Below are 19,803 nucleotides of genomic sequence, written 5' to 3'. Positions count from 1 at the left end.
AACCCAAGAACCAGAGCCAACGCTCTGTGTCGAACGGTCTAGGCTGAGAAATCTCCATCCGCATTCGTCAACTTGCCCGAGGACGTCGCATGTCTCAGGAACCACTCGCTCGTGACGCAGAGGTGGCTGCTTTTCGCACCGCTGTACTGGATAAATTGACCTATTCGGTCGGTAAGGACCCGGAGCATGCTTTCGATCATGACTGGTTCGAGGCCATTGCCCTGGCAGCCCGTGATCACATGGTCGATCACTGGATGGACCATACGCGGCAGATCTATCGCAAGAGCCAGAAGCGCGTTTACTACTTATCCCTGGAGTTCCTCATCGGTCGCTTGCTGTACGACAGCTTGAGCAATCTGGGGTTGCTGGACGTCGCCCGTGAGGCGCTCGAGGGGCTCGATGTCGATTTGGAGCGCATTCGCCTGTTGGAGCCGGATGCGGCGCTGGGCAATGGTGGTCTTGGGCGCTTGGCGGCGTGCTTCATGGAAAGCATGTCGACCCTGGGCATCGCCGCCCACGGTTATGGCATTCGCTACGAGCACGGTCTGTTTCGTCAGGCAGTGGTCGATGGTTGGCAGCAGGAACAGACCGAGAACTGGCTGGATTTCGGCAACCCCTGGGAGTTCGAGCGCGCCGAGGTGATCTATCCGATCAGCTTCGGTGGCAGCGTCGAGACGGTGCATGACGCCGATGGCCAACAGCGCCAGGTGTGGTGGCCGGGCGAAACGGTACGGGCTGTGGCATATGACACGCCAGTGGTTGGCTGGCGCGGTTCCAGCGTCAATACCTTGCGTCTATGGCGTGCGCGAGCCCTGGAGGAGCTGCACCTGGAGCGATTCAATGCCGGGGATCACTTGGGCGCCGTGGCCGAAGTGGCGCGCGCCGAAAGTATTTCGCGGGTGCTTTACCCCGCCGACAGTACCGAGGCCGGGCAGGAGTTGCGTCTGCGTCAGGAGTACTTTTTCGTCAGCGCCTCGCTGCAGGACCTGTTGCGCCGGCACCTGAACATGCACGACAGCCTGCTCAACCTGCATGAGTCGGCAGCGATCCAGCTCAATGACACTCACCCCTCGATTGCCGTGGCCGAATTGATGCGCCTACTGGTAGACCAGCATGAGGTGCCGTGGGACACCGCCTGGCAACTGACTGTCGATACACTTGCATACACCAACCACACCCTGTTGCCTGAAGCGCTGGAAACCTGGCCCGTCGGCCTGATGGAGCGCATGTTGCCGCGGCACATGCAGATCATCTACCTGATCAATGCCTTTCACATCGATGCGCTGCGGGCCAAGGGCATTCATGACTTTGACGTACTGCGCGCGGTATCGCTGATCGAGGAAGACAATGGTCGGCGGGTGCGGATGGGAAACCTGGCCTTCCTTGGTTCGCATAGCGTCAATGGCGTGTCTGCATTGCACACCAAGTTGATGCGCAGCACGGTGTTTGCCGAGCTGCACAAGCTCTACCCCGAACGGATCAACAACAAGACCAATGGCATTACCTTCCGTAGATGGCTGTACCAGGCCAATCCACAGTTGACCGCTATGCTGGTTGAAGCCTTGGGCGATGGTTTGCTCGACGATCCGGAAGGTCGCTTGCGTGATCTTGAGCCCTTTGCCGACAAGGCAGCGTTTCGCAACCAGTTTGCCGAGCAGCGTTTGCACAGCAAGAGGGCACTGGCCGCTTTGATCCAGGAGCGCCTGGGCATATCAGTCAACCCTGAGGCGATGTTCGATGTGCAGGTCAAGCGCATCCACGAGTACAAGCGCCAGTTGCTCAACCTGCTGCACACTGTGGCCCTGCATCAGGCGATCCGCTCGGAACCGGGAGCGGGATGGGCGCCGCGGGTAAAAATTTTCGCTGGCAAGGCTGCCGCCAGTTACCACCAAGCCAAACTGATCATCAAATTGAGCAACGACATCGCTCGGGTGGTGAACAACGACCCCACGGTCCGCGGCCTGCTCAAAGTGGTGTTCTTGCCCAACTACAACGTCAGTCTGGCTGAAAGCATCATCCCGGCGGCCGATCTTTCCGAGCAGATCTCCACTGCCGGTTATGAGGCTTCCGGGACCAGCAACATGAAATTCGGCCTCAACGGTGCCCTGACCATCGGCACCCTGGATGGCGCCAACGTCGAGATGTGTGAGGAAGTGGGCGCGGAAAACATGTTTATCTTCGGCTTGACCGCGCAGCAGGTCGAGGCTCGCAAGCGCAGCGGCGAATTCGGTGCCAATGCGGCGATAGGCGCCTCTCATCGGCTCAATGACGTGCTCCAGGCCATTCGCAGTGGGGTGTTCTCTCCGGATGATCCCGCGCGATATGTGGGATTGGTGGACTCATTGGTGGCTCATGATCGCTTTCTGGTGTGTGCCGATTTTGATGCCTATTGGGACGCCCAGATGCGCGTCGAAGCGCTCTGGCACGACCCCAAGCGGTGGTGGCGCACAGCTGTGCTCAACACCGCACGGATGGGCTGGTTTTCCTCGGACCGGACAATTCGCGAGTACGCCACGCAAATCTGGAAAGCCCTCGACTAAGCTGTGCAGGACGGTCCGGGAGGGGTGAACTCTCGGGCCAAAGTGCCGTCTGATCGGGCAAGCGTGTCGGATAGCTCGCTAGCGCTTCACTCTCCCTGTAAACTGCGTGGGTTTTTATTACCCCCTTCTTCGGAGCCTTACATGTCCCGCGTTACCCTGAGTCGCTATTTGATTGAGCAGACCCGCAGCAACAGTACTCCTGCCGATCTGCGCTTCCTGATCGAAGTGGTGGCGCGTGCGTGCAAGGAGATCAGCCACAACGTTTCCAAGGGCGCCCTGGGCGGTGTTCTGGGCAGCATGGGTACCGAAAACGTGCAGGGCGAAGTCCAGAAGAAACTGGACGTGATTTCCAACGATATCCTCCTCGAAGCCAACGAGTGGGGCGGCCACCTGGCCGGCATGGCATCCGAAGAAATGGACAATGCCTATCAGATTCCGGGCAAATACCCGAAAGGCGCCTACCTGCTGGTATTCGACCCGCTGGACGGTTCGTCGAACATCGACGTCAACGTTTCGGTCGGTACCATCTTCTCGGTACTGCGTTGCCCCAACGAGTACCTGAGTCAGAACGAAAGCCTCAACGAACAGGCTTTCCTGCAACCAGGCACCAAGCAAGTAGCTGCCGGTTACGCGATCTATGGCCCCCAGACCATGCTGATCCTGACCTTGGGCAACGGCGTCAAAGGCTTCACCCTGGACCGCGAACTGGGCAGCTTCGTACTGACTCATGAAAACATCCAGGTGCCAGAAACCACCGCCGAGTTCGCTATCAACATGTCCAACCAGCGTCACTGGGAAGAGCCGGTGACCCGCTATGTTGGCGAGCTGCTGGCAGGTGAAACCGGCCCGCTGAAAAAGAACTACAACATGCGCTGGATCGCCTCGATGGTTGCCGATGTACATCGCATCCTCACCCGCGGCGGCCTGTTCATGTATCCACGTGACGCGCGCGAGCCTTCCAAGCCAGGCAAGCTGCGCCTGATGTACGAAGCCAACCCGATGTCGTTCATCATCGAACAGGCTGGCGGTGCTTCCACCGACGGCAAACAGCGCATCCTCGACATCCAGCCCGAGAGCCTGCACCAGCGTGTGGCAGTGTTCCTCGGCTCCAAGCAGGAAGTCGAGCGCGTTACCGGTTATCACCAGGAGTAAGTCATGCTCGCACCTTGGCAGCCGTTACTGGAGTGGTGGTTCGGATGGGGCACCAGTCCCAAGGACGTCGCTGACGAGAAGAGCACGCTGTGGTTTGGCAAGCACCACGATGCCGAGGCGCAAGAGCACTTCGGCGACCTGGTCGAGCTAGCCCTGGCGGGTGGTCTGGATGAGTGGCTGCAAAGCCCACAGGGCTGGCTTGGCCTGGTGCTATTGCTCGACCAGCTCCCGCGCATGATCTACCGTGACACTCCGCGCGCCTTCGATGGCGACCGGCGTGCGCAGGTACTGGTGATGCAAGGGTTGGGCAAGCATTGGGACTACCAATTGCTGCCGATCCAGCGGGTGTTCATCCTGCTGGTGCTGGAGCATGCTGAAGTGCTGGATTGGCAGAACGTCAGTGTCGAGCGTTATCAACTGTTGCTCGATGCCCAGCCGGAAAGTGATCGGCGATTGTTCGAAGGCTTCCTCGATTACGCCGAACAGCACCAGCGAGTCATTGCCCGTTTTGGCCGTTTCCCACATCGTAATCTGACCCTGAATCGGCCGAGTACCGACGAAGAGATGGACTTTCTACTGGAGCCGGGCTCAAGGTTCTGAGTTGGTTTTCATCGCGGGGCAGTCCGCTCCCACCGACGCAGGTGGGTTCGGGCTTGCCCCGTGACAGTTTTACTTCAGATCCTGAAGCTGCCTACCAGATGCTTCAGACGACTGGCCTGATTTTCCAGGTCTTTGCAGGCACGCAAGGTCGCTTGCAGGTTTTCCACGCCTTCCTGATTCAGCGTATTGATTTCGGTGATGTCGACATTGATCGACTCGACCACGGCCGTCTGCTCTTCGGTCGCGGTGGCTACTGACTGGTTCATGCCGTCGATTTCACCAATGCGCTGGGTGACACTGCCCAGTCGTTCACCTGCCTGGTTGGCGATGCCGACGCTGTGCTGACTCTGGCTCTGGCTTTCGGTCATGGTGCTGACCGCCACCTGCGCGCCGGCCTGCAGCTCTTCAATGATTCGTTGTACCTGCTGCGCCGAGTCCTGGGTGCGGTGGGCAAGGTTGCGCACCTCATCAGCGACGACGGCGAAGCCGCGGCCGGCTTCACCTGCTCGTGCTGCCTCGATGGCGGCATTGAGCGCCAGCAAGTTGGTTTGCTGGGAAATGCCGCTGATTACCTCGAGGATCTGACCGATGTTCACCGTGTTGGCGTTCAAGGTCTCGATGTTGCTGCAGGAGTCACTGATCTTTGCCGACAGCTGATTCATAACGTCGATGGTTTGATCGACCACATGCTGGCCTTCTTCGGCCAGGTTGCGCGCGTCGCTGGAGTGCTGCGAGGCGAGTGCGGCGTTCTGGGCGATTTCCTGCGCTGCGGCTCCGAGTTGGTTGATCGCGGCCGCAACGCTGCTGGTGCGGCTCGATTGCTGGTCGGCGTTGTGAATCGAGGCATTTGAGGCGCTGACTACGCGCAGGGCCACTTCGTTGACCTGGCCGGTAGCCGAGGAAACTTCACGGATCGACTCGTGAATCCGTTCGACAAAACGGTTGAACGACTGACCGAGGCTACCGAACTCGTCCTGGCCGTGGATGCGCAGGCGCCGGGTAAGGTCGCCTTCGCCCTCGGCAATGTCGTGCATTGCCCGGCCCATGACGTGCAGGGGTTCCATCAATACGCGGATCAGTAGGCCAAGCAGGGCAATAATGATCAGCACGGCAATGACCGTGGCAAAAATCGCCGAGGTACGCAGTTCGCTGAGCATGGCGAAGGCAAAGTCCTGATCGAGCACCATGGCAACGTACCAATCGGCGGACGGCACGCCATTGACCTTGGTGAAGGTGATGAACTGTTTGTGCTCACCTTGTTCGAGCTCTTTCAGACCACTGCCGATCTGTGGGGTGTTCTGCGGATAGGCGTCGTTGAGGCTTTTCAGGGCCAGCTTGGCGTCTGGGTGCACAAGAATCTTGCCATCGCCGTTGACGATAAATGCGTGGCCGTGGCCGTCGAAGTTCAGTGCGTTGATGATCGAGCTGATGCTGTCCAGATCGGTGTCTGCACCATTGACGCCGATCAGGCGGCCTTGGTGCAGAACCGGTGTGGCCAGGGTGATTACCAGTTTGTTCATCGATGCCGAAATGTACGGTTCGGTGACGATGGTCTGGCCGGCACTGGTGGCGGCTTTATACCAACCGCGAACACGTGGGTCATAATCGGCAGCGCGGCTGCCTTGTGGAACCGACTGCATGTAGCCGTCCTGGCCACCGAAGTAGGTCAGGGCGAAGTTGCTGCTGTACACCGGCAGGTTGAGGCTGCGGGTCAGGCTCTCCTTGTCGGCGCCATCGACGGCTACCTGCTGAGACAACGAGTGCAGAATCTGGATGCGGCTTTGCAGCCAGGTCTGGATGTTGCTGCTGGTGAGGCTGCCAAGCTCCTGCATCGAAGCTTCAGTATTGCTGCGCAGCGTCTGGCGCTGGCGATAGTCGTTGAACAGGACAAAACAGGTAAAGGCGACTGCAACCACCAAGGCGGCGGCGAGCAGTATCTTGTGGCTGAACTTCAGGTTTTTTGTCATTGCGAGGTCTGTCTGCACACGGCGGGTCAACGGGGAGGGCGCGGCAATACGTCGCAGCGCGTATCTGTGTCGTCTGCACAAAGAAAAAGATGAGCCCAGAAGCGGTCTATACGACCAAAGGCAGTGAAATGGCGCCAGTAATACGCGGTAGCTCGGGAACCAGAGGTGGTTTTTCCCTTCTAAGCTGTCGGTAGGCCATTGCGCCTGCATCCCCATGTCCAGGAGTGACCTTTCATGTCGTTGCGTTCTCTCGCCCTGCTGTCCTTGTGCGTGTTTCTAACCGCGTGCAACAAGATCAATCAGGAAAACTATTCGAAGCTTCAAGCGGGCATGACCAAGGTCGAGGTCGAAAAACTGTTGGGCGCGCCCAAGGACTGCTCCGGCGCACTGGGCATGTCCAGTTGCACCTGGGGTGACGATAAGAGCTTTATCAGTGTGCAGTACGCCGCCGACAAGGTACTGATGTACTCCGGACAGGGACTCAAATGAAACGCTTACACCTGCTGTTTGCACTGTGTGCCGGCCTGATCCTGGGCGGCTGCGCTCACTCGGGTGCGGGGCCGATCCCGCCGAAGACGGTCGAGAGTGTCGACCTCAAGCGCTATCAGGGCAAATGGTTCGAACTGGCGCGCTTGCCGATGTTTTTTCAACGCGACTGCGCCCAGTCGGAGGCCCATTACAACGTGAGGCCCGATGGTACGGTCGGCGTGCTCAATCGCTGCCAGACCCTTGAAGGTGAATGGCAGGAAGCCAGCGGCACCGCCTCGCCACAGGTCGCCGGCAAGACCGACAAGCTCTGGGTTGTCTTCGATAACTGGTTCTCGAAAGTGCTGCCGGGGCTGGCCAAGGGTGAGTACTGGGTGCTGTACGTCGGCGACGACTACCAGACCGCGTTGGTCGGTAACCCGGACCGAAAATACCTGTGGATTCTTTCCCGCACGCCGAACGTTCCGGCCTGGCAGCGCGAAAGCCTCCTGGCCAAGGCGCGCCAGCAAGGCTACGACACCAATCGCCTGATCTGGCGAGTAGCGGACAAGGACATTGCTGCACATAAACAGTGAGGTCTTTTCGCGGGGCAAGCCCGGTTTCACCGGTTCTGATCGTTGGCCGGTGCAGGCTTGCCCTGTAATTGCAGCTTTAGCCTGCGCTCGTAACAGTTTACGGAAGCATCCTACATACCATCTAATGCCAACGAATTAGGCTTCACTCTCTGATCGCAGGGAGTAAAGCCAATGGCTAGTCACGGCTACATAACCATCACAGGTAAGACGCAAGGGCTTATTTCCGCCGGGTGCTCAAGTCAGGAGTCGATTGGCAACAAATGCCAAGCCGGGCATGCCGATGAAATAATGGTATTGGCAATGAATCACGGTATGACAAATGTTGGCAATATCAAGCGCACCACACATGGTCCGATCGTTATCACCAAAAACATTGATAGATCATCACCGCTCTTGGCGTAGGCGTTGACCAATCGGGAAGCCATTGATTGCACGATCAGCTTCTATCGTACCTCAGCCTTTGGCACACAAGAGAAGTTTTTCACCATCAAGTTGGGCGGGGCGCAGGTCGCCGATTACTATGTTCGATCCTTTAAAGTTGCCGGAGATGTATCTCTTACAATAGAGGGAATGGCGAATCTACAAAGCGTCGACCAGATTCGAGAAGAGCTGAAAAAATGACGCTGTTTCTATATTTGTCTGCTCTTGTTTTAGGGTTATGGCTGGGTCGATTTTTCAAGACTTATTTTACCGGTCCTGATTTAAGCAATGCAGGAGCGTGGTTCTGTATCTTGTTTAATGTTTTTTTGGGTTCTATTCATTTTGGGCTCGTGCAAAATGAAAGGTTTCTGTTTATTGGTGACGTATCCAGTTGGGTGGATGAGTACCCCCTTGTTCTTTGGCCAGCGCTAATTGGTGTAGTTTTACACTCGACTTTTATGCCGGAGAAAACTACGCATTCGTAGAACGATTGACGGAAAATGCCTTGCTCGCTAACAAGAACAAGGCATCTCCAACGCATCAGCCCAACAACGTTCGTAGCACCTCGGTAAACGCCCGGGCGCTTTCTTCCTCGTGAGCATGACGCCCCTGACGCACCACCCACTGGCCATTGACCATTACATCGCGAACCTGACGATCCCCGCCGGCAAACAGCCAGCGGTTGAGGATGCCGTCTTCGCTGGCGGTTGCCAGGTAAGGATCGTTGCCGTCGAGCACCAACCAGTCTGCACGTTTGCCGACAGCCAGTTCGCCAATCGGCTGGCCCAGCGCCTGGGCGCCGCCGCTCAGTGCTGCGTCGTAGAGGGTCCACAACGTGAGGCCCGATGGTACAGTCGGCGTGCTCAATCGCTGCCAGACCCTTGAAGGTGAATAGCAGGAAGCCAGCGGCACCGCCTCGCCACAGGTCGCCGGCAAGACCGACAAGCTCTGGGTTGTCTTCGATAACTGGTTCTCGAAAGTGCCGGGGCTGGCCAAGGGCGAGTACTGGGTGCTGTACGTCGGCGACGACTACCAGATCGCGTTGGTCGGTAACCCGGACCGAAAGTACCTGTGGATTCTTTCCCGCACGCCGAACGTTCCGGCCTGGCAGCGCGAAAGCCTCCTGGCCAAGGCGCGCCAACAAGGCTACGACACCAATCGCCTGATCTGGCGGGTAGCGGACAAGGACATTGCTGCACATAAGCAGTGAGGTCTTAGTGCGGGGCAAGCCCATTTACACCGGTTCTGATCGTTGGCCGGTGCAGGCTTGCCCTGCAATTGCTGATTAATCCTGCGCTCGTAACAAATTACGGAAGCATCCTACATACCATCTAATAGCCACGAATTAGGCTTCACTCTCTGATCGCAGGGAGTAAAGCCAATGGCTAGTCACGGCTACATAACCATCACAGGTAAGACGCAAGGGCTTATTTCCGCCGGGTGCTCAAGTCAGGAGTCGATTGGCAACAAATGCCAAGCCGGGCATGCCGATGAAATAATGGTATTGGCAATGAATCACGGCATGACAAATGTCGGCAATATCAAGCGCACCACACATGGTCCGATCGTTATCACCAAAAACATTGATAAATCATCACCGCTCTTGGCGCAGGCGTTGACCAATCGGGAAGGTGTGACCAACATGGAGAGCGTGATGGCGATTCAAAGTGAGTTGGCGCGATGATGCTTCTGCTCTATTTGATACTTCTAGTTCTTGGGATCTGGCTCGGTTATTTTTTTAAGGTTTTTTTTACCGGTCCAGACTTGAGTTGTCGCGGAGTTTTTTTTTGTTTTATATTTAATTCGTTTCTTGGTGCGCTTCATTCTGGCCTTGTTTTGCGTGAAAAATTATTATTTATTGGCGATGTATCCAGTTGGGTTGATGAATATCCCCTTGTTCTGTGGCCGGCGCTGATTGGTGCATTTGCGCCTGCGATGCTCATGCCAAAGAAAACTGCACGCTCGTAGAACGATTGACGGAAAATGCCTTGCTCGCTAACAAAAACAAGGCATCTCCAACGCGTCAGCCCAACAACGTTCGTAGCACCTCGGTAAACGCGCGGGCGCTTTCTTCCTCGTGAGCATGACGCCCCTGACGCACCACCCACTGCCCATTGACCATTACATCGCGAACCTGACGATCCCCGCCTGCAAACAGCCAGCGGTTGAGGATGCCGTCTTCGCTGGCGGTTGCCAGGTAAGGATCGTTGCCGTCGAGCACCAACCAGTCTGCACGTTTGCCGACAGCCAGTTCGCCAATCGGCTGGCCCAGCGCCTGGGCGCCGCCGCTCAGTGCTGCGTCATAGAGGGTTCGTCCTACCATTGGCTGATCGCCGCGATAGAGGCGATTACGCCGCTGATCACGCAGGCGCTGGCCATATTCCAGCCAGCGCAGTTCTTCAACCACGCTCAGTGACACGTGGCTGTCGGAACCAATGCCCACGCGACCGCCCTGCGCCAGATAATCCACAGCAGGGAATATGCCATCGCCGAGGTTGGCTTCGGTGGTCAGGCACAAGCCGGCAATCGCGCCGCTGCGGGCCATGAGGGTAACTTCGTCGGCTTGCGCATGGGTGGCGTGGACCAGGCACCAGCGCTGGTCGACTTCGACGTTTTCATACAGCCATTGCAGCGGACGACGGCGACTCCAGGCCAGGCAGTCGTCGACTTCCTTTTGCTGTTCGGCAATGTGGATGTGCACCGGGCAGGTTTTGTCGCTGACCGCCAGTACCTGGGCGATCTGCTCTGGTGTCACCGCGCGCAGCGAGTGGAAGCACAGCCCCAGCTGTTGCGCCGGTTGCCTGGCCAGTACAGGACCGAGTTGCTGTTGCAGCTTGAGGTATTGTTCGGTGCTATTGATGAAGCGGCGCTGGCCTTCGTTCGGGGCCTGGCCGCCGAAGCCGGAGTGGCTATACAGCACTGGCAGCAAGGTAAGGCCGATGCCGCTGGCACGCGCCGCTTCGCTGATGCGCAGTGACAATTCAGCAGGATCGGCGTAGGCCTGGCCCTGTGTGTCGTGATGTACATAATGGAATTCAGCAACAGAAGTGTAACCAGCCTTGAGCATCTCGATGTAAAGCTGGCGGGCAATGACTTGCAGTTGTTCGGGGCTGATCTTGCCCACCAGGCGGTACATCAGTTCACGCCAGGTCCAGAAACTGTCATTGGGGTTGCCGGCGACTTCGGCAAGCCCAGCCATGGCGCGCTGAAACGCGTGCGAGTGCAGGTTAGGCATGCCCGGCAACAGCGGGCCTGCCAGGTGCTCGGCAGCCTCGGCCGAACCATTGGCCTGAACACTTGCGAGCAGGCCATGAGCGTCGACCTCGATTCGGACATTTTCGGCCCAGCCCGTGGGGAGCAAAGCGCGCTCGGCGAAGAAGACGGACATCGGCGCAACACCTCATTGTGATTATTTGTATATACATATACAGACGTTTGCCTGCTGGGTAAACTCCGGCAAGCTACCGTTCATTCAACCGAACAAAGGAAAACTTCCGTGCCGACACCTCCTGTCTCCGCGCTGGTTGCCCAGATGGGCGAGGGTCCGGCGCCGCTGTATGCCCGGGTCAAGCAAATGATCGCCCAGCAGATCCAGAATGGCAGCTGGCCGCCGCACCACCGGGTTCCATCGGAAAGCGAACTGGTCAGCCAGTTGGGCTTCAGTCGCATGACCATCAATCGCGCCCTGCGAGAACTCACCGCCGAAGGGCTGTTGGTGCGTATGCAAGGGGTGGGCACCTTCGTGGCCGAGCCCAAGACCCGCTCTGCGCTGTTTGAAGTGAACAATATTGCCGACGAAATCGCTGCCCGTGGTCATCAACATACGTGCCAAGTGATAACCCTCGCCGAAGAAGCCGCCGGTTCCGAGCGTGCCTTGGCCCTGGATATGCGCGAAGGGCAGCGGGTATTTCATTCGCTGATCGTGCATTACGAAAATGGCATTGCGGTGCAAATCGAAGATCGCTTCGTCAATGCTCAGATTGCGCCTGATTACCTCAAGCAGGACTTCACCCGGCAAACACCCTATGCCTACCTGTCTCAGGTCGCGCCATTGACCGAGGGCGAGCATGTGGTCGAGGCGATATTGGCCGAGCCGGAAGAATGCCGTCTTCTGCACATTGAACAAGGCGAGCCGTGCTTGTTGATTCGTCGCCGCACCTGGTCGGGTCGCCAGCCAGTGACTGCCGCTCGTCTGATTCACCCAGGTTCCCGTCACCGTCTGGAAGGACGCTTCAGCAAATGAGCCAGCTACAGGTTTTACGTGCCAAGGATTACCCCCGCATGCCGTGGAAAAACGGCGGCGGTAGCACCGAAGAAATCACCCGGGATGCGGGCGAAGGTCTGGAAGGTTTCGGCTGGCGACTGTCGATTGCCGATATCGCCGAGTCCGGAGGATTTTCCAGCTTTGCCGGATACCAGCGCATTATCACCGTGCTCGAAGGGGAAGGCATGCGTCTGCAGGTTGATGGCCAGGCCACGCGACCATTATTGCCCTTCGATGCGTTTGCCTTCAGCGGCGAAAGCCAGGTGAGCTGCACGTTGCTTGGCAGTTCGATTCGCGACTTCAACCTGATCTACTCCCCGCAGCGTTACCGTGCGCGCCTGCAGTGGCTGGATGGCAGTCAGCGAGTGTTCAGCTCGGCCTCGACGCTACTGCTGTTCGCTGCCGCCTCGCAGGTGGAAGTGGTACTGGCCGGGCAGGGCGATCACATGTTGGGGCGCTATGACTGCCTGCATCTGGATGCCAACACCGATCTGCAGACCTTGAACGTCCAAGGGCGCTGCTGTCTGATCGAGCTTACCGCGCACTGAGTGTGTTACGCCTCGGCCGAATTATTCGGCTGGGGCTGTTACCTAATGACCCAAAGTGGTGCAACGCCACTGGTCGGCTTCCGCTCACTGTCCATCTCCTCAGAATTTTTTCATTCCGCCAAAACCAAGCGCTGCGGGGCTCTGGCGCCGGCATTTCAGCCCCGTAGCTGACAGAAATGATGAGTTGGCATTTCAATTGCCTATGCTTGTACATACAAGTAAAGATGTGTTTGTATGAGCCCCATGACACACCCAATGCCTGGGTTGCTCTGGACTGATTGCTTAGGAGCCATTTCCGTGACCGACAACAACTTCAAAAAATTCCGTGACGTCGAAATCCGCGCAGCACGCGGCAACAAGCTCACCGCCAAAAGCTGGCTGACCGAAGCGCCCCTGCGCATGCTGATGAACAACCTCGACCCGGAAGTTGCCGAGAACCCGAAAGAGCTGGTGGTCTACGGTGGCATTGGCCGTGCCGCGCGTAACTGGGAGTGCTACGACAAAATCGTCGAGAGCCTGACCAACCTCAACGATGACGAAACCCTGCTGGTTCAGTCGGGCAAGCCGGTAGGCGTGTTCAAGACCCACAGCAACGCCCCGCGCGTGTTGATCGCCAACTCCAACCTGGTGCCACACTGGGCCAACTGGGAACACTTCAACGAACTGGATGCCAAGGGCCTGGCCATGTACGGCCAGATGACAGCCGGCAGTTGGATCTACATCGGTAGCCAGGGCATCGTCCAGGGCACCTACGAAACCTTCGTCGAAGCCGGTCGCCAGCACTACAACGGCAGCCTCCAGGGCAAGTGGGTACTGACCGCGGGCCTCGGCGGCATGGGCGGCGCCCAGCCACTGGCGGCGACCCTCGCCGGCGCCTGCTCGCTGAACATCGAATGCCAGCAGAGCCGTATCGATTTCCGCCTCAGCAGCCGTTATGTCGACGAGCAAGCCAAGGACCTCGACGATGCCCTGGCGCGTATCGCCCAGTACACCGCCGAAGGCAAGGCCATCTCCATTGCCCTGCTGGGCAACGCGGCAGAAATCCTGCCTGAACTGGTCAAGCGTGGCGTGCGCCCGGACATGGTCACCGACCAGACCAGCGCCCACGACCCGCTCAACGGCTACCTGCCAGCCGGCTGGACCTGGGAGCAGTACCGCGACCGCGCCCAGACCGAGCCTGCTGCCGTGGTCAAGGCGGCCAAACAGTCCATGGCCGTTCATGTCCAAGCCATGCTCGAGTTCCAGAAGCAAGGCGTGCCGACCTTCGACTACGGCAACAACATTCGACAGATGGCCAAGGAAGAAGGCGTCAGCAATGCCTTCGACTTCCCAGGCTTCGTACCGGCCTACATCCGTCCGCTGTTCTGCCGGGGTATCGGTCCGTTCCGCTGGGCCGCGCTGTCGGGCAATGCCGAAGACATCTACAAGACCGACGCCAAGGTCAAGGAACTGATCCCCGACGATGCCCACCTGCACAACTGGCTGGACATGGCCCGCGAGCGCATCAGCTTCCAGGGTCTGCCAGCGCGTATCTGCTGGGTAGGCCTGGGCCTGCGCGCCAAGCTTGGCCTGGCGTTCAACGAAATGGTGCGCAGCGGCGAGCTGTCGGCGCCGATCGTCATCGGTCGCGACCACCTGGATTCGGGGTCGGTGGCCAGCCCTAACCGCGAAACCGAAGCCATGCAGGACGGCTCCGATGCAGTCTCCGACTGGCCGCTGCTCAACGCCCTGCTCAACACCGCCAGCGGCGCCACCTGGGTTTCGCTGCACCACGGTGGTGGCGTGGGCATGGGCTTCTCCCAGCACTCGGGCATGGTCATCGTCTGCGACGGTACCGACGAAGCGGCCGAGCGTATCGCCCGCGTCCTGCATAACGACCCGGCCACCGGTGTCATGCGTCACGCCGATGCCGGTTACCAGATCGCCATCGACTGCGCCAAGGAACAAGGCTTGAACCTGCCGATGATCACCGGCTGATCTGCGGTAATTGGTTGATACTGATATCTATGCGGGCGGATACGCCTCACGAGTACGGAGCATTAACGTGACTGAATTGACCCTCAAGCCTGGCACCCTGACCCTGGCTCAACTGCGAGCGATCTACAAGCAGCCGGTGAAAATCAAGCTGGACGCCAGCGCTGACCAGCAGATCGACGACAGCGTTGCCTGCGTTGAGCAGATTCTGGCGGAAAACCGTACCGCCTATGGCATCAATACCGGTTTTGGCCTGCTGGCCTCGACCCGTATCGCCAGCCACGACCTGGAAAATCTGCAGCGTTCGCTGGTGCTGTCACACGCGGCAGGTGTTGGCCAGCCCATCGACGATGCCTTGGTGCGCCTGATCATGGTGCTCAAGGTCAACAGCCTGAGCCGTGGTTTCTCCGGTATTCGCCGCAAAGTCATCAATGCGTTGATTGCCCTGATCAACGCCGAGGTCTATCCGCACATCCCGCTCAAAGGCTCTGTGGGTGCTTCGGGTGACCTGGCGCCACTGGCACATATGTCGTTGGTGCTGCTCGGTGAAGGCAAGGCCCGTCACAACGGTCAATGGCTGTCGGCCACAGAGGCGCTGGCCGTAGCCGGTCTTGAACCGCTGACCCTGGCCGCCAAGGAAGGTCTGGCACTGCTCAACGGTACCCAGGCATCCACTGCTTACGCCTTGCGCGGTCTATTTGAAGGAGAAGACTTGTTCGCCGCTGCGACGTCGATTGGTGCGCTGACTGTTGAAGCTGTCCTGGGCTCACGCTCGCCATTCGATGCGCGTATCCACGAAGCTCGCGGTCAGCGTGGCCAGATCGACTCGGCTGCCTGCTACCGTGACCTGCTAGGTGATGGCAGTGAAGTTTCGGCCTCCCATCAGAACTGCGGCAAGGTCCAGGATCCGTACTCGCTGCGCTGTCAGCCGCAAGTCATGGGCGCCTGTCTGACTCAATTGCGCCAGGCCGCCGACGTACTGGTCATCGAAGCTAACGCAGTCTCCGACAACCCGCTGGTATTCGCCAAAGAAGGCGATGTGATCTCCGGTGGCAACTTCCACGCCGAGCCGGTCGCCATGGCGGCGGACAACATGGCACTGGCGATTGCTGAAATCGGTTCGCTGAGCGAGCGTCGCATCTCGTTGATGATGGACAAGCACATGTCGCAACTGCCGCCGTTCCTAGTGGCCAATGGTGGGGTTAACTCCGGCTTCATGATCGCGCAGGTAACCGCTGCCGCCCTGGCCAGTGAGAACAAGGCCCTGGCTCACCCGCACAGCGTCGACAGCCTGCCGACTTCGGCCAACCAGGAAGATCACGTGTCGATGGCGCCGGCTGCTGGCAAGCGTCTATGGGAAATGGCTGAGAACACCCGTGGTGTACTTGCAGTCGAGTGGCTGGCTGCTGCGCAAGGCCTGGACCTGCGCGAAGGCCTGAAAACTTCGCCGAAGCTGGAGCAGGCCCGCCAGGCTCTGCGCGGCAAAGTTGCTTTCTACGAGAAAGACCGCTTCTTCGCCCCGGACATCGAGGCCGCTATAGCCCTCCTGGCCGAAGGCTCCCTCACCGGTCTGCTGCCGGCCAAGGTCCTGCCTAGTCTGTAAATCCTTCGGGGCCGCATTGCGGCCCATCGCGGGGCAAGCCCGCTCCTGCTGCAGGGAGAGCGCGCCGGCCCCGCGATGGTTGTCGAAACAGCCCGATCATTTTCACGACCAGAACAAAAATAAGGACGTGACATGCAACAAGCAGAAGGTCTCAAGCGCGGGCTTACCGCGCGTCACATTCGCTTCATGGCACTGGGGTCGGCAATCGGCACCGGCCTGTTCTACGGTTCGGCCGCCGCCATCCAGATGGCCGGCCCAGCGGTACTGCTGGCGTACCTGATTGGCGGCGCAGCGGTATTCATGGTCATGCGCGCCCTGGGCGAAATGGCCGTGCACAACCCGGTATCCGGCTCGTTCGGCAGCTACGCCAGCACCTACCTGGGGCCCATGTCGGGCTTTATCCTGGGCTGGACCTACGCCTTCGAGATGATCATTGTGTGCCTGGCCGATGTCACCGCATTCGGCATCTATATGGGCTTCTGGTTTCCCGAGGTCGCCCGCTGGATCTGGGTGCTGGGGATTGTTTTCCTGATTGGCGGCCTGAACCTGTGCAACGTCAAGGTCTTCGGTGAAATGGAGTTCTGGCTGTCGTTGCTCAAGGTCGCCGCTATTGTGGCAATGATCTTGGCCGGCTTCGGCATCATGGCCTTCGGTCTTAGCAATGCCAGTGCGGAGCACGCAGTCGGTATCAGCAACCTGTTCGATCATGGCGGCTTCATGCCTAACGGCATCGGCGGTCTGATTGCCTCGTTCGCGGTGGTGATGTTCGCCTTTGGCGGCATCGAAATCATCGGTATCACCGCTGGTGAGGCTAAAGATCCGCAGCGCGTCATTCCCAAGGCAATCAATGCCGTTCCAATGCGCATCCTGCTGTTCTATGTGCTGACCCTGTTCGTGCTGATGTGCTTGTACCCGTGGCCACAGATTGGCAGCCAAGGTAGCCCGTTCGTGCAGATTTTCAGCAACCTGGGAATCGGCTCGGCGGCGACGGTATTGAATATCGTGGTGATTTCGGCAGCGGTGTCGGCGATCAACAGCGATATCTTTGGCGCCGGACGGATGATGTACGGCCTGGCCCAACAGGGACATGCGCCCAAAGGCTTCGCGAAAATCTCTCGTCACGGTGTACCGTGGATGACCGTACTGGTCATGGGTGCGGCATTGCTCGGCGGCGTTGTGCTCAACTACTTGATCCCGGAAAACGTATTCCTGCTGATCGCTTCGATCGCAACCTTTGCTACGGTGTGGGTCTGGCTGATGATTCTGGTGACCCAGGTTGCCATGCGTCGCAGCATGAGCCGTGAAGAAGTGGCCGAACTGAAATTCCCGGTGCCGTTCTGGCCCTATGGTCCGGCGGCAGCGATAGCCTTCATGCTGTTTGTATTCGGCGTGCTTGGTTACTTCCCTGAAACTCAGGCCGCACTGCTGGTCGGCGTAGTCTGGGTATTGTTCCTGGTTGCCTCTTACCTGCTGTGGTGCAAGCCGCGGGCGGCGAAAGCCGAGGCTGCTTTGGCCCAGGACCCTTCACAACTTCAGCGCTAGAAACGGAGACACTGCATGAAAACCCTCTGGCAGCACTGCCACGTGGCGAGCATGGCCCAAGGCACCTACTCGAGCATTGAGGACGCGGCTATCGTCACCAGCGCTGGCCGTATCGAGTGGATCGGCCCGCGCCAGTCGCTGCCGGCCATCGCGGCCGACAGAACGGTGGACCTGGGCAATGCCTGGGTCACCCCAGGGCTGATCGACTGTCACACGCATTCGGTGTTCGGTGGCAATCGCAGCGGTGAGTTCGAGCAGCGCCTGCAAGGCGTCAGTTATGCTGAAATCGCCGCGCAGGGTGGCGGTATTGCCAGCACCGTAAGGGCGACCCGTGCGGCCAGTGAGGATGAACTGTTCGCCAGTGCTCGCCAGCGGGTCCAGGCCTTGATGCGCGATGGCGTTACCACGCTGGAGATCAAGTCCGGCTACGGCCTGGACCTTGCCAGCGAGCGCAAGATGCTCAAGGTTATTCGTCGCCTGGGTGAAGAATTACCGGTGACGGTACGCAGTACGTGCCTGGCGGCTCATGCCTTGCCGCCTGAATACAAAGACCGCTCCGATGACTACATTGCGCATATCTGCGATGAGATGCTTCCAGCCCTGGCGGCTGAAGGGCTGGTTGACGCCGTGGATGCCTTTTGCGAATACCTGGCGTTTTCACCGGCCCAGGTCGAGCGGGTTTTCATCAAGGCCCGTGAGTTGAACCTGCCGGTGAAGCTGCATGCGGAGCAATTGTCGTCGTTGGCGGGCTCGAGCATGGCTGCGCGCTATCAGGCACTGTCGGCTGATCATCTGGAGTTCATGACCGAAGATGATGCGATTGCCATGGCAGCAGCTGGTACGGTCGCGGTGTTGTTGCCCGGGGCGTTTTATTTTCTGCGCGAGACGCAACTGCCGCCGATGGATGCACTGCGTAAACACGGTGTGAAAATTGCCATTGCCAGTGACTTGAACCCCGGCACCTCGCCCGCGCTTTCGCTGCGTTTGATGCTGAACATGGCCTGCACGCTGTTCCGCATGACGCCGGAAGAAGCCCTGGCCGGTGCAACTACCCATGCCGCCACCGCACTGGGATTGGGGCATAGTCATGGTTCGCTGGAAGTGGGCAAGGTCGCCGACTTCGTTGCCTGGCAGATCGAGCGGCCGGCGGATCTGTGCTATTGGCTCGGCGGGGACCTGTCCAAGCGGGTCGTGCGCCTTGGCCAGGAAATTTTCAGCTGAAGGAGGATTAATGGACAAGGTACTGAGTTTTCATCAGGGTCGTTTGCCGCTGCTGATCAGCATGCCCCACGCTGGCCTGCGTCTGACCCCAGTGGTCAAGGCCGGCCTGGTGGCGCAGGCGCAAAGCTTGCCCGATACCGACTGGCACATTCCGCAGCTCTATGATTTTGCCCGTGAGCTGGGGGCCAGCGTGGTGGCTGCCGAGTACTCGCGCTTTGTCATCGACCTGAACCGCCCGGACGACGACAAACCGCTCTATGCCGGAGCCACGACCGGTCTTTACCCCGCCACGTTGTTCGAGGGTGAACCGCTGTTTCAGGCGGGCAAAGAGCCTTCTGTTGAAGAACGCGCGGAATACCTCGAGGGTATCTGGCGCCCTTATCACGACACCATACGCCGCGAGCTGGCACGCATGCGCGAGCAGTTTGGCTATGCGCTGCTCTGGGATGCCCACTCGATTCGTTCGCATATCCCGCATCTGTTTGACGGCAAGCTGCCGGACTTCAACCTTGGCACCTTCAACGGCGCCAGTTGTGATCCGCAACTGGCCGGGCGTCTACAAGGTGTTTGCGCCAAGGCCGAACGTTACAGTCATGTTCTCAATGGTCGCTTCAAGGGCGGGCACATCACTCGGCACTATGGCGATCCAGCCAACAACATTCATGCGGTGCAACTGGAGTTGGCGCAGAGCACGTACATGGAGGAGGTGGAGCCGTTCAAGTACCGCGAAGACCTGGCGCAGCCGACACAAGTGGTGTTAAAGCAGTTGCTTGAGACCATACTGGCCTGGGGGCAGGAGCGTTATTCGGACTGACGACATTGCCGGGCAAGCCCGCTCCCACTGGACTATCTGGCCGGTGTCGGAGCGCGTTTGTCCGGCGATAGAGCCGCAACACCACTTCAGGTACATG

The 19,803-nt window shown here is 58.9% G+C and carries 15 protein-coding genes and 5 pseudogenes; 16 read left to right on the top strand and 4 right to left on the bottom strand.

The features are described 5' to 3' along the window. Positions 1-89 precede the first annotated feature (89 nt). The 3 genes from D3Z90_RS24980 to D3Z90_RS24970 all read left to right on the top strand — a co-directional run bounded on the left by D3Z90_RS24980 (position 90) and on the right by D3Z90_RS24970 (position 4,292). The gene (locus D3Z90_RS24980) at positions 90-2,540 is read left to right on the top strand and encodes a glycogen/starch/alpha-glucan phosphorylase (protein WP_136478545.1); all 2,451 of its coding nucleotides are present in this window, start codon (positions 90-92) and stop codon (positions 2,538-2,540) included. A gap of 141 nt (positions 2,541-2,681) precedes the next feature. Then, positions 2,682-3,692 carry a class 1 fructose-bisphosphatase gene (locus D3Z90_RS24975; protein ID WP_136478544.1) on the top strand — a complete coding sequence of 337 codons (1,011 nt, stop codon included), beginning with the start codon at positions 2,682-2,684 and terminating at the stop codon, positions 3,690-3,692. A gap of 3 nt (positions 3,693-3,695) precedes the next feature. Continuing rightward, positions 3,696-4,292 (top strand): DUF924 family protein, encoded by a 597-nt coding sequence (locus D3Z90_RS24970; protein ID WP_136478543.1) that lies wholly within the window; start codon positions 3,696-3,698, stop codon positions 4,290-4,292. 74 nt (positions 4,293-4,366) lie between these two features. Here D3Z90_RS24970 and D3Z90_RS27505 read toward each other — a convergent pair whose 3' ends face one another. Both D3Z90_RS27505 and D3Z90_RS27500 read right to left on the bottom strand, forming a co-directional pair. Continuing rightward, a complete protein-coding gene (locus D3Z90_RS27505; RefSeq protein ID WP_371922339.1) occupies positions 4,367-5,167 on the bottom strand; it encodes a methyl-accepting chemotaxis protein in 801 nt (266 codons plus the stop codon). Positions 5,168-5,221: 54 nt separating this feature from the next. Then, a pseudogene (locus tag D3Z90_RS27500) lies at positions 5,222-6,259 on the bottom strand (cache domain-containing protein); the annotation flags it as partial. Positions 6,260-6,493: 234 nt separating this feature from the next. Here D3Z90_RS27500 and bamE point away from each other — a divergent pair. From bamE to tssD (D3Z90_RS24950), 3 genes and pseudogenes are all read left to right on the top strand, one after another. Further along, positions 6,494-6,748, top strand: coding sequence for an outer membrane protein assembly factor BamE (gene bamE, locus D3Z90_RS24960; protein ID WP_136478541.1), 255 nt, complete (start codon positions 6,494-6,496; stop codon positions 6,746-6,748). Further along, positions 6,745-7,320 (top strand): lipocalin family protein, encoded by a 576-nt coding sequence (locus tag D3Z90_RS24955; RefSeq protein WP_136478540.1) that lies wholly within the window; start codon positions 6,745-6,747, stop codon positions 7,318-7,320. Before bamE ends, D3Z90_RS24955 begins: the two co-directional genes overlap by 4 nt. Before the next feature lie 171 nt (positions 7,321-7,491). Beyond that, positions 7,492-7,836: pseudogene (gene tssD, locus D3Z90_RS24950) on the top strand (type VI secretion system tube protein TssD); the annotation flags it as partial. Positions 7,837-8,280: 444 nt separating this feature from the next. Here tssD (D3Z90_RS24950) and D3Z90_RS24945 read toward each other — a convergent pair. Next, positions 8,281-8,568, bottom strand: a pseudogene (locus tag D3Z90_RS24945) (amidohydrolase family protein); the annotation flags it as partial. A gap of 1 nt (position 8,569) precedes the next feature. Here D3Z90_RS24945 and D3Z90_RS24940 point away from each other — a divergent pair. The 3 genes and pseudogenes from D3Z90_RS24940 to D3Z90_RS24930 all read left to right on the top strand — a co-directional run. Continuing rightward, positions 8,570-8,950: pseudogene (locus D3Z90_RS24940) on the top strand (lipocalin family protein); the annotation flags it as partial. 171 nt (positions 8,951-9,121) lie between these two features. Next, a pseudogene (tssD, locus tag D3Z90_RS24935) lies at positions 9,122-9,376 on the top strand (type VI secretion system tube protein TssD); the annotation flags it as partial. 44 nt (positions 9,377-9,420) lie between these two features. Continuing rightward, a complete protein-coding gene (locus D3Z90_RS24930) occupies positions 9,421-9,708 on the top strand; it encodes a hypothetical protein (RefSeq protein ID WP_136478538.1) in 288 nt (95 codons plus the stop codon). A 55-nt stretch (positions 9,709-9,763) separates the two neighbouring features. On the opposite strand, the gene D3Z90_RS24925 is transcribed toward D3Z90_RS24930, so the two are convergent. Beyond that, positions 9,764-11,128 (bottom strand): formimidoylglutamate deiminase, encoded by a 1,365-nt coding sequence (locus D3Z90_RS24925; RefSeq protein WP_136478537.1) that lies wholly within the window; start codon positions 11,126-11,128, stop codon positions 9,764-9,766. A 144-nt stretch (positions 11,129-11,272) separates the two neighbouring features. Here D3Z90_RS24925 and hutC point away from each other — a divergent pair, with 144 nt between their 5' ends. The 7 genes from hutC (at position 11,273) to hutG (ending at position 19,706) form a co-directional block, all read left to right on the top strand. Beyond that, the gene (gene hutC / locus D3Z90_RS24920; RefSeq protein ID WP_168198528.1) at positions 11,273-11,983 is read left to right on the top strand and encodes a histidine utilization repressor; all 711 of its coding nucleotides are present in this window, start codon (positions 11,273-11,275) and stop codon (positions 11,981-11,983) included. Beyond that, positions 11,980-12,552: a HutD family protein gene (locus D3Z90_RS24915; protein ID WP_136478535.1), complete on the top strand. Its 573-nt coding sequence runs from the start codon at positions 11,980-11,982 to the stop codon at positions 12,550-12,552. The genes hutC and D3Z90_RS24915 overlap by 4 nt, the downstream gene beginning before the upstream one ends. A 297-nt stretch (positions 12,553-12,849) precedes the next feature. Then, a complete protein-coding gene (gene hutU, locus D3Z90_RS24910) occupies positions 12,850-14,529 on the top strand; it encodes a urocanate hydratase (RefSeq protein ID WP_136478534.1) in 1,680 nt (559 codons plus the stop codon). A gap of 67 nt (positions 14,530-14,596) precedes the next feature. Further along, the gene (gene hutH, locus D3Z90_RS24905; protein WP_136478533.1) at positions 14,597-16,129 is read left to right on the top strand and encodes a histidine ammonia-lyase; all 1,533 of its coding nucleotides are present in this window, start codon (positions 14,597-14,599) and stop codon (positions 16,127-16,129) included. Between the two features lie 132 nt (positions 16,130-16,261). After that, entirely contained in the window at positions 16,262-17,671 is a 1,410-nt protein-coding gene (locus tag D3Z90_RS24900; RefSeq protein WP_136478532.1) for an amino acid permease, read from the top strand. Positions 17,672-17,686: 15 nt separating this feature from the next. Further along, positions 17,687-18,892 (top strand): imidazolonepropionase, encoded by a 1,206-nt coding sequence (hutI, locus tag D3Z90_RS24895; protein WP_136478531.1) that lies wholly within the window; start codon positions 17,687-17,689, stop codon positions 18,890-18,892. A 10-nt stretch (positions 18,893-18,902) separates the two neighbouring features. Beyond that, the gene (gene hutG, locus D3Z90_RS24890; protein WP_136478530.1) at positions 18,903-19,706 is read left to right on the top strand and encodes an N-formylglutamate deformylase; all 804 of its coding nucleotides are present in this window, start codon (positions 18,903-18,905) and stop codon (positions 19,704-19,706) included. Positions 19,707-19,803: the final 97 nt, after the last annotated feature.

Origin of the sequence: Pseudomonas sp. DG56-2, assembly GCF_004803755.1 — a bacterium.
In the GTDB taxonomy this organism is placed as follows: Bacteria; Pseudomonadota; Gammaproteobacteria; order Pseudomonadales; family Pseudomonadaceae; genus Aquipseudomonas; species Aquipseudomonas auratipiscis.
Note: the sequence above shows the minus strand (reverse complement) of the source record. Positions and strands in the feature narration are given on the sequence as shown.

Excerpts from the sequence above, each read along its gene's own strand:
- D3Z90_RS24980 (WP_136478545.1), top strand. The coding sequence starts at position 90 with ATGTCTCAGGAACCACTCGCTCGTGACGCAGAGGTGGCTGCTTTTCGC.
- D3Z90_RS24975 (WP_136478544.1), top strand. The coding sequence starts at position 2,682 with ATGTCCCGCGTTACCCTGAGTCGCTATTTGATTGAGCAGACCCGCAGC.
- D3Z90_RS24970 (WP_136478543.1), top strand. The coding sequence starts at position 3,696 with ATGCTCGCACCTTGGCAGCCGTTACTGGAGTGGTGGTTCGGATGGGGC.
- bamE (WP_136478541.1), top strand. The coding sequence starts at position 6,494 with ATGTCGTTGCGTTCTCTCGCCCTGCTGTCCTTGTGCGTGTTTCTAACC.
- D3Z90_RS24955 (WP_136478540.1), top strand. The coding sequence starts at position 6,745 with ATGAAACGCTTACACCTGCTGTTTGCACTGTGTGCCGGCCTGATCCTG.
- D3Z90_RS24930 (WP_136478538.1), top strand. The coding sequence starts at position 9,421 with ATGATGCTTCTGCTCTATTTGATACTTCTAGTTCTTGGGATCTGGCTC.
- D3Z90_RS24925 (WP_136478537.1), bottom strand. The coding sequence starts at position 11,128 with ATGTCCGTCTTCTTCGCCGAGCGCGCTTTGCTCCCCACGGGCTGGGCC.
- hutC (WP_168198528.1), top strand. The coding sequence starts at position 11,273 with ATGGGCGAGGGTCCGGCGCCGCTGTATGCCCGGGTCAAGCAAATGATC.
- D3Z90_RS24915 (WP_136478535.1), top strand. The coding sequence starts at position 11,980 with ATGAGCCAGCTACAGGTTTTACGTGCCAAGGATTACCCCCGCATGCCG.
- D3Z90_RS24900 (WP_136478532.1), top strand. The coding sequence starts at position 16,262 with ATGCAACAAGCAGAAGGTCTCAAGCGCGGGCTTACCGCGCGTCACATT.
- hutI (WP_136478531.1), top strand. The coding sequence starts at position 17,687 with ATGAAAACCCTCTGGCAGCACTGCCACGTGGCGAGCATGGCCCAAGGC.
- hutG (WP_136478530.1), top strand. The coding sequence starts at position 18,903 with ATGGACAAGGTACTGAGTTTTCATCAGGGTCGTTTGCCGCTGCTGATC.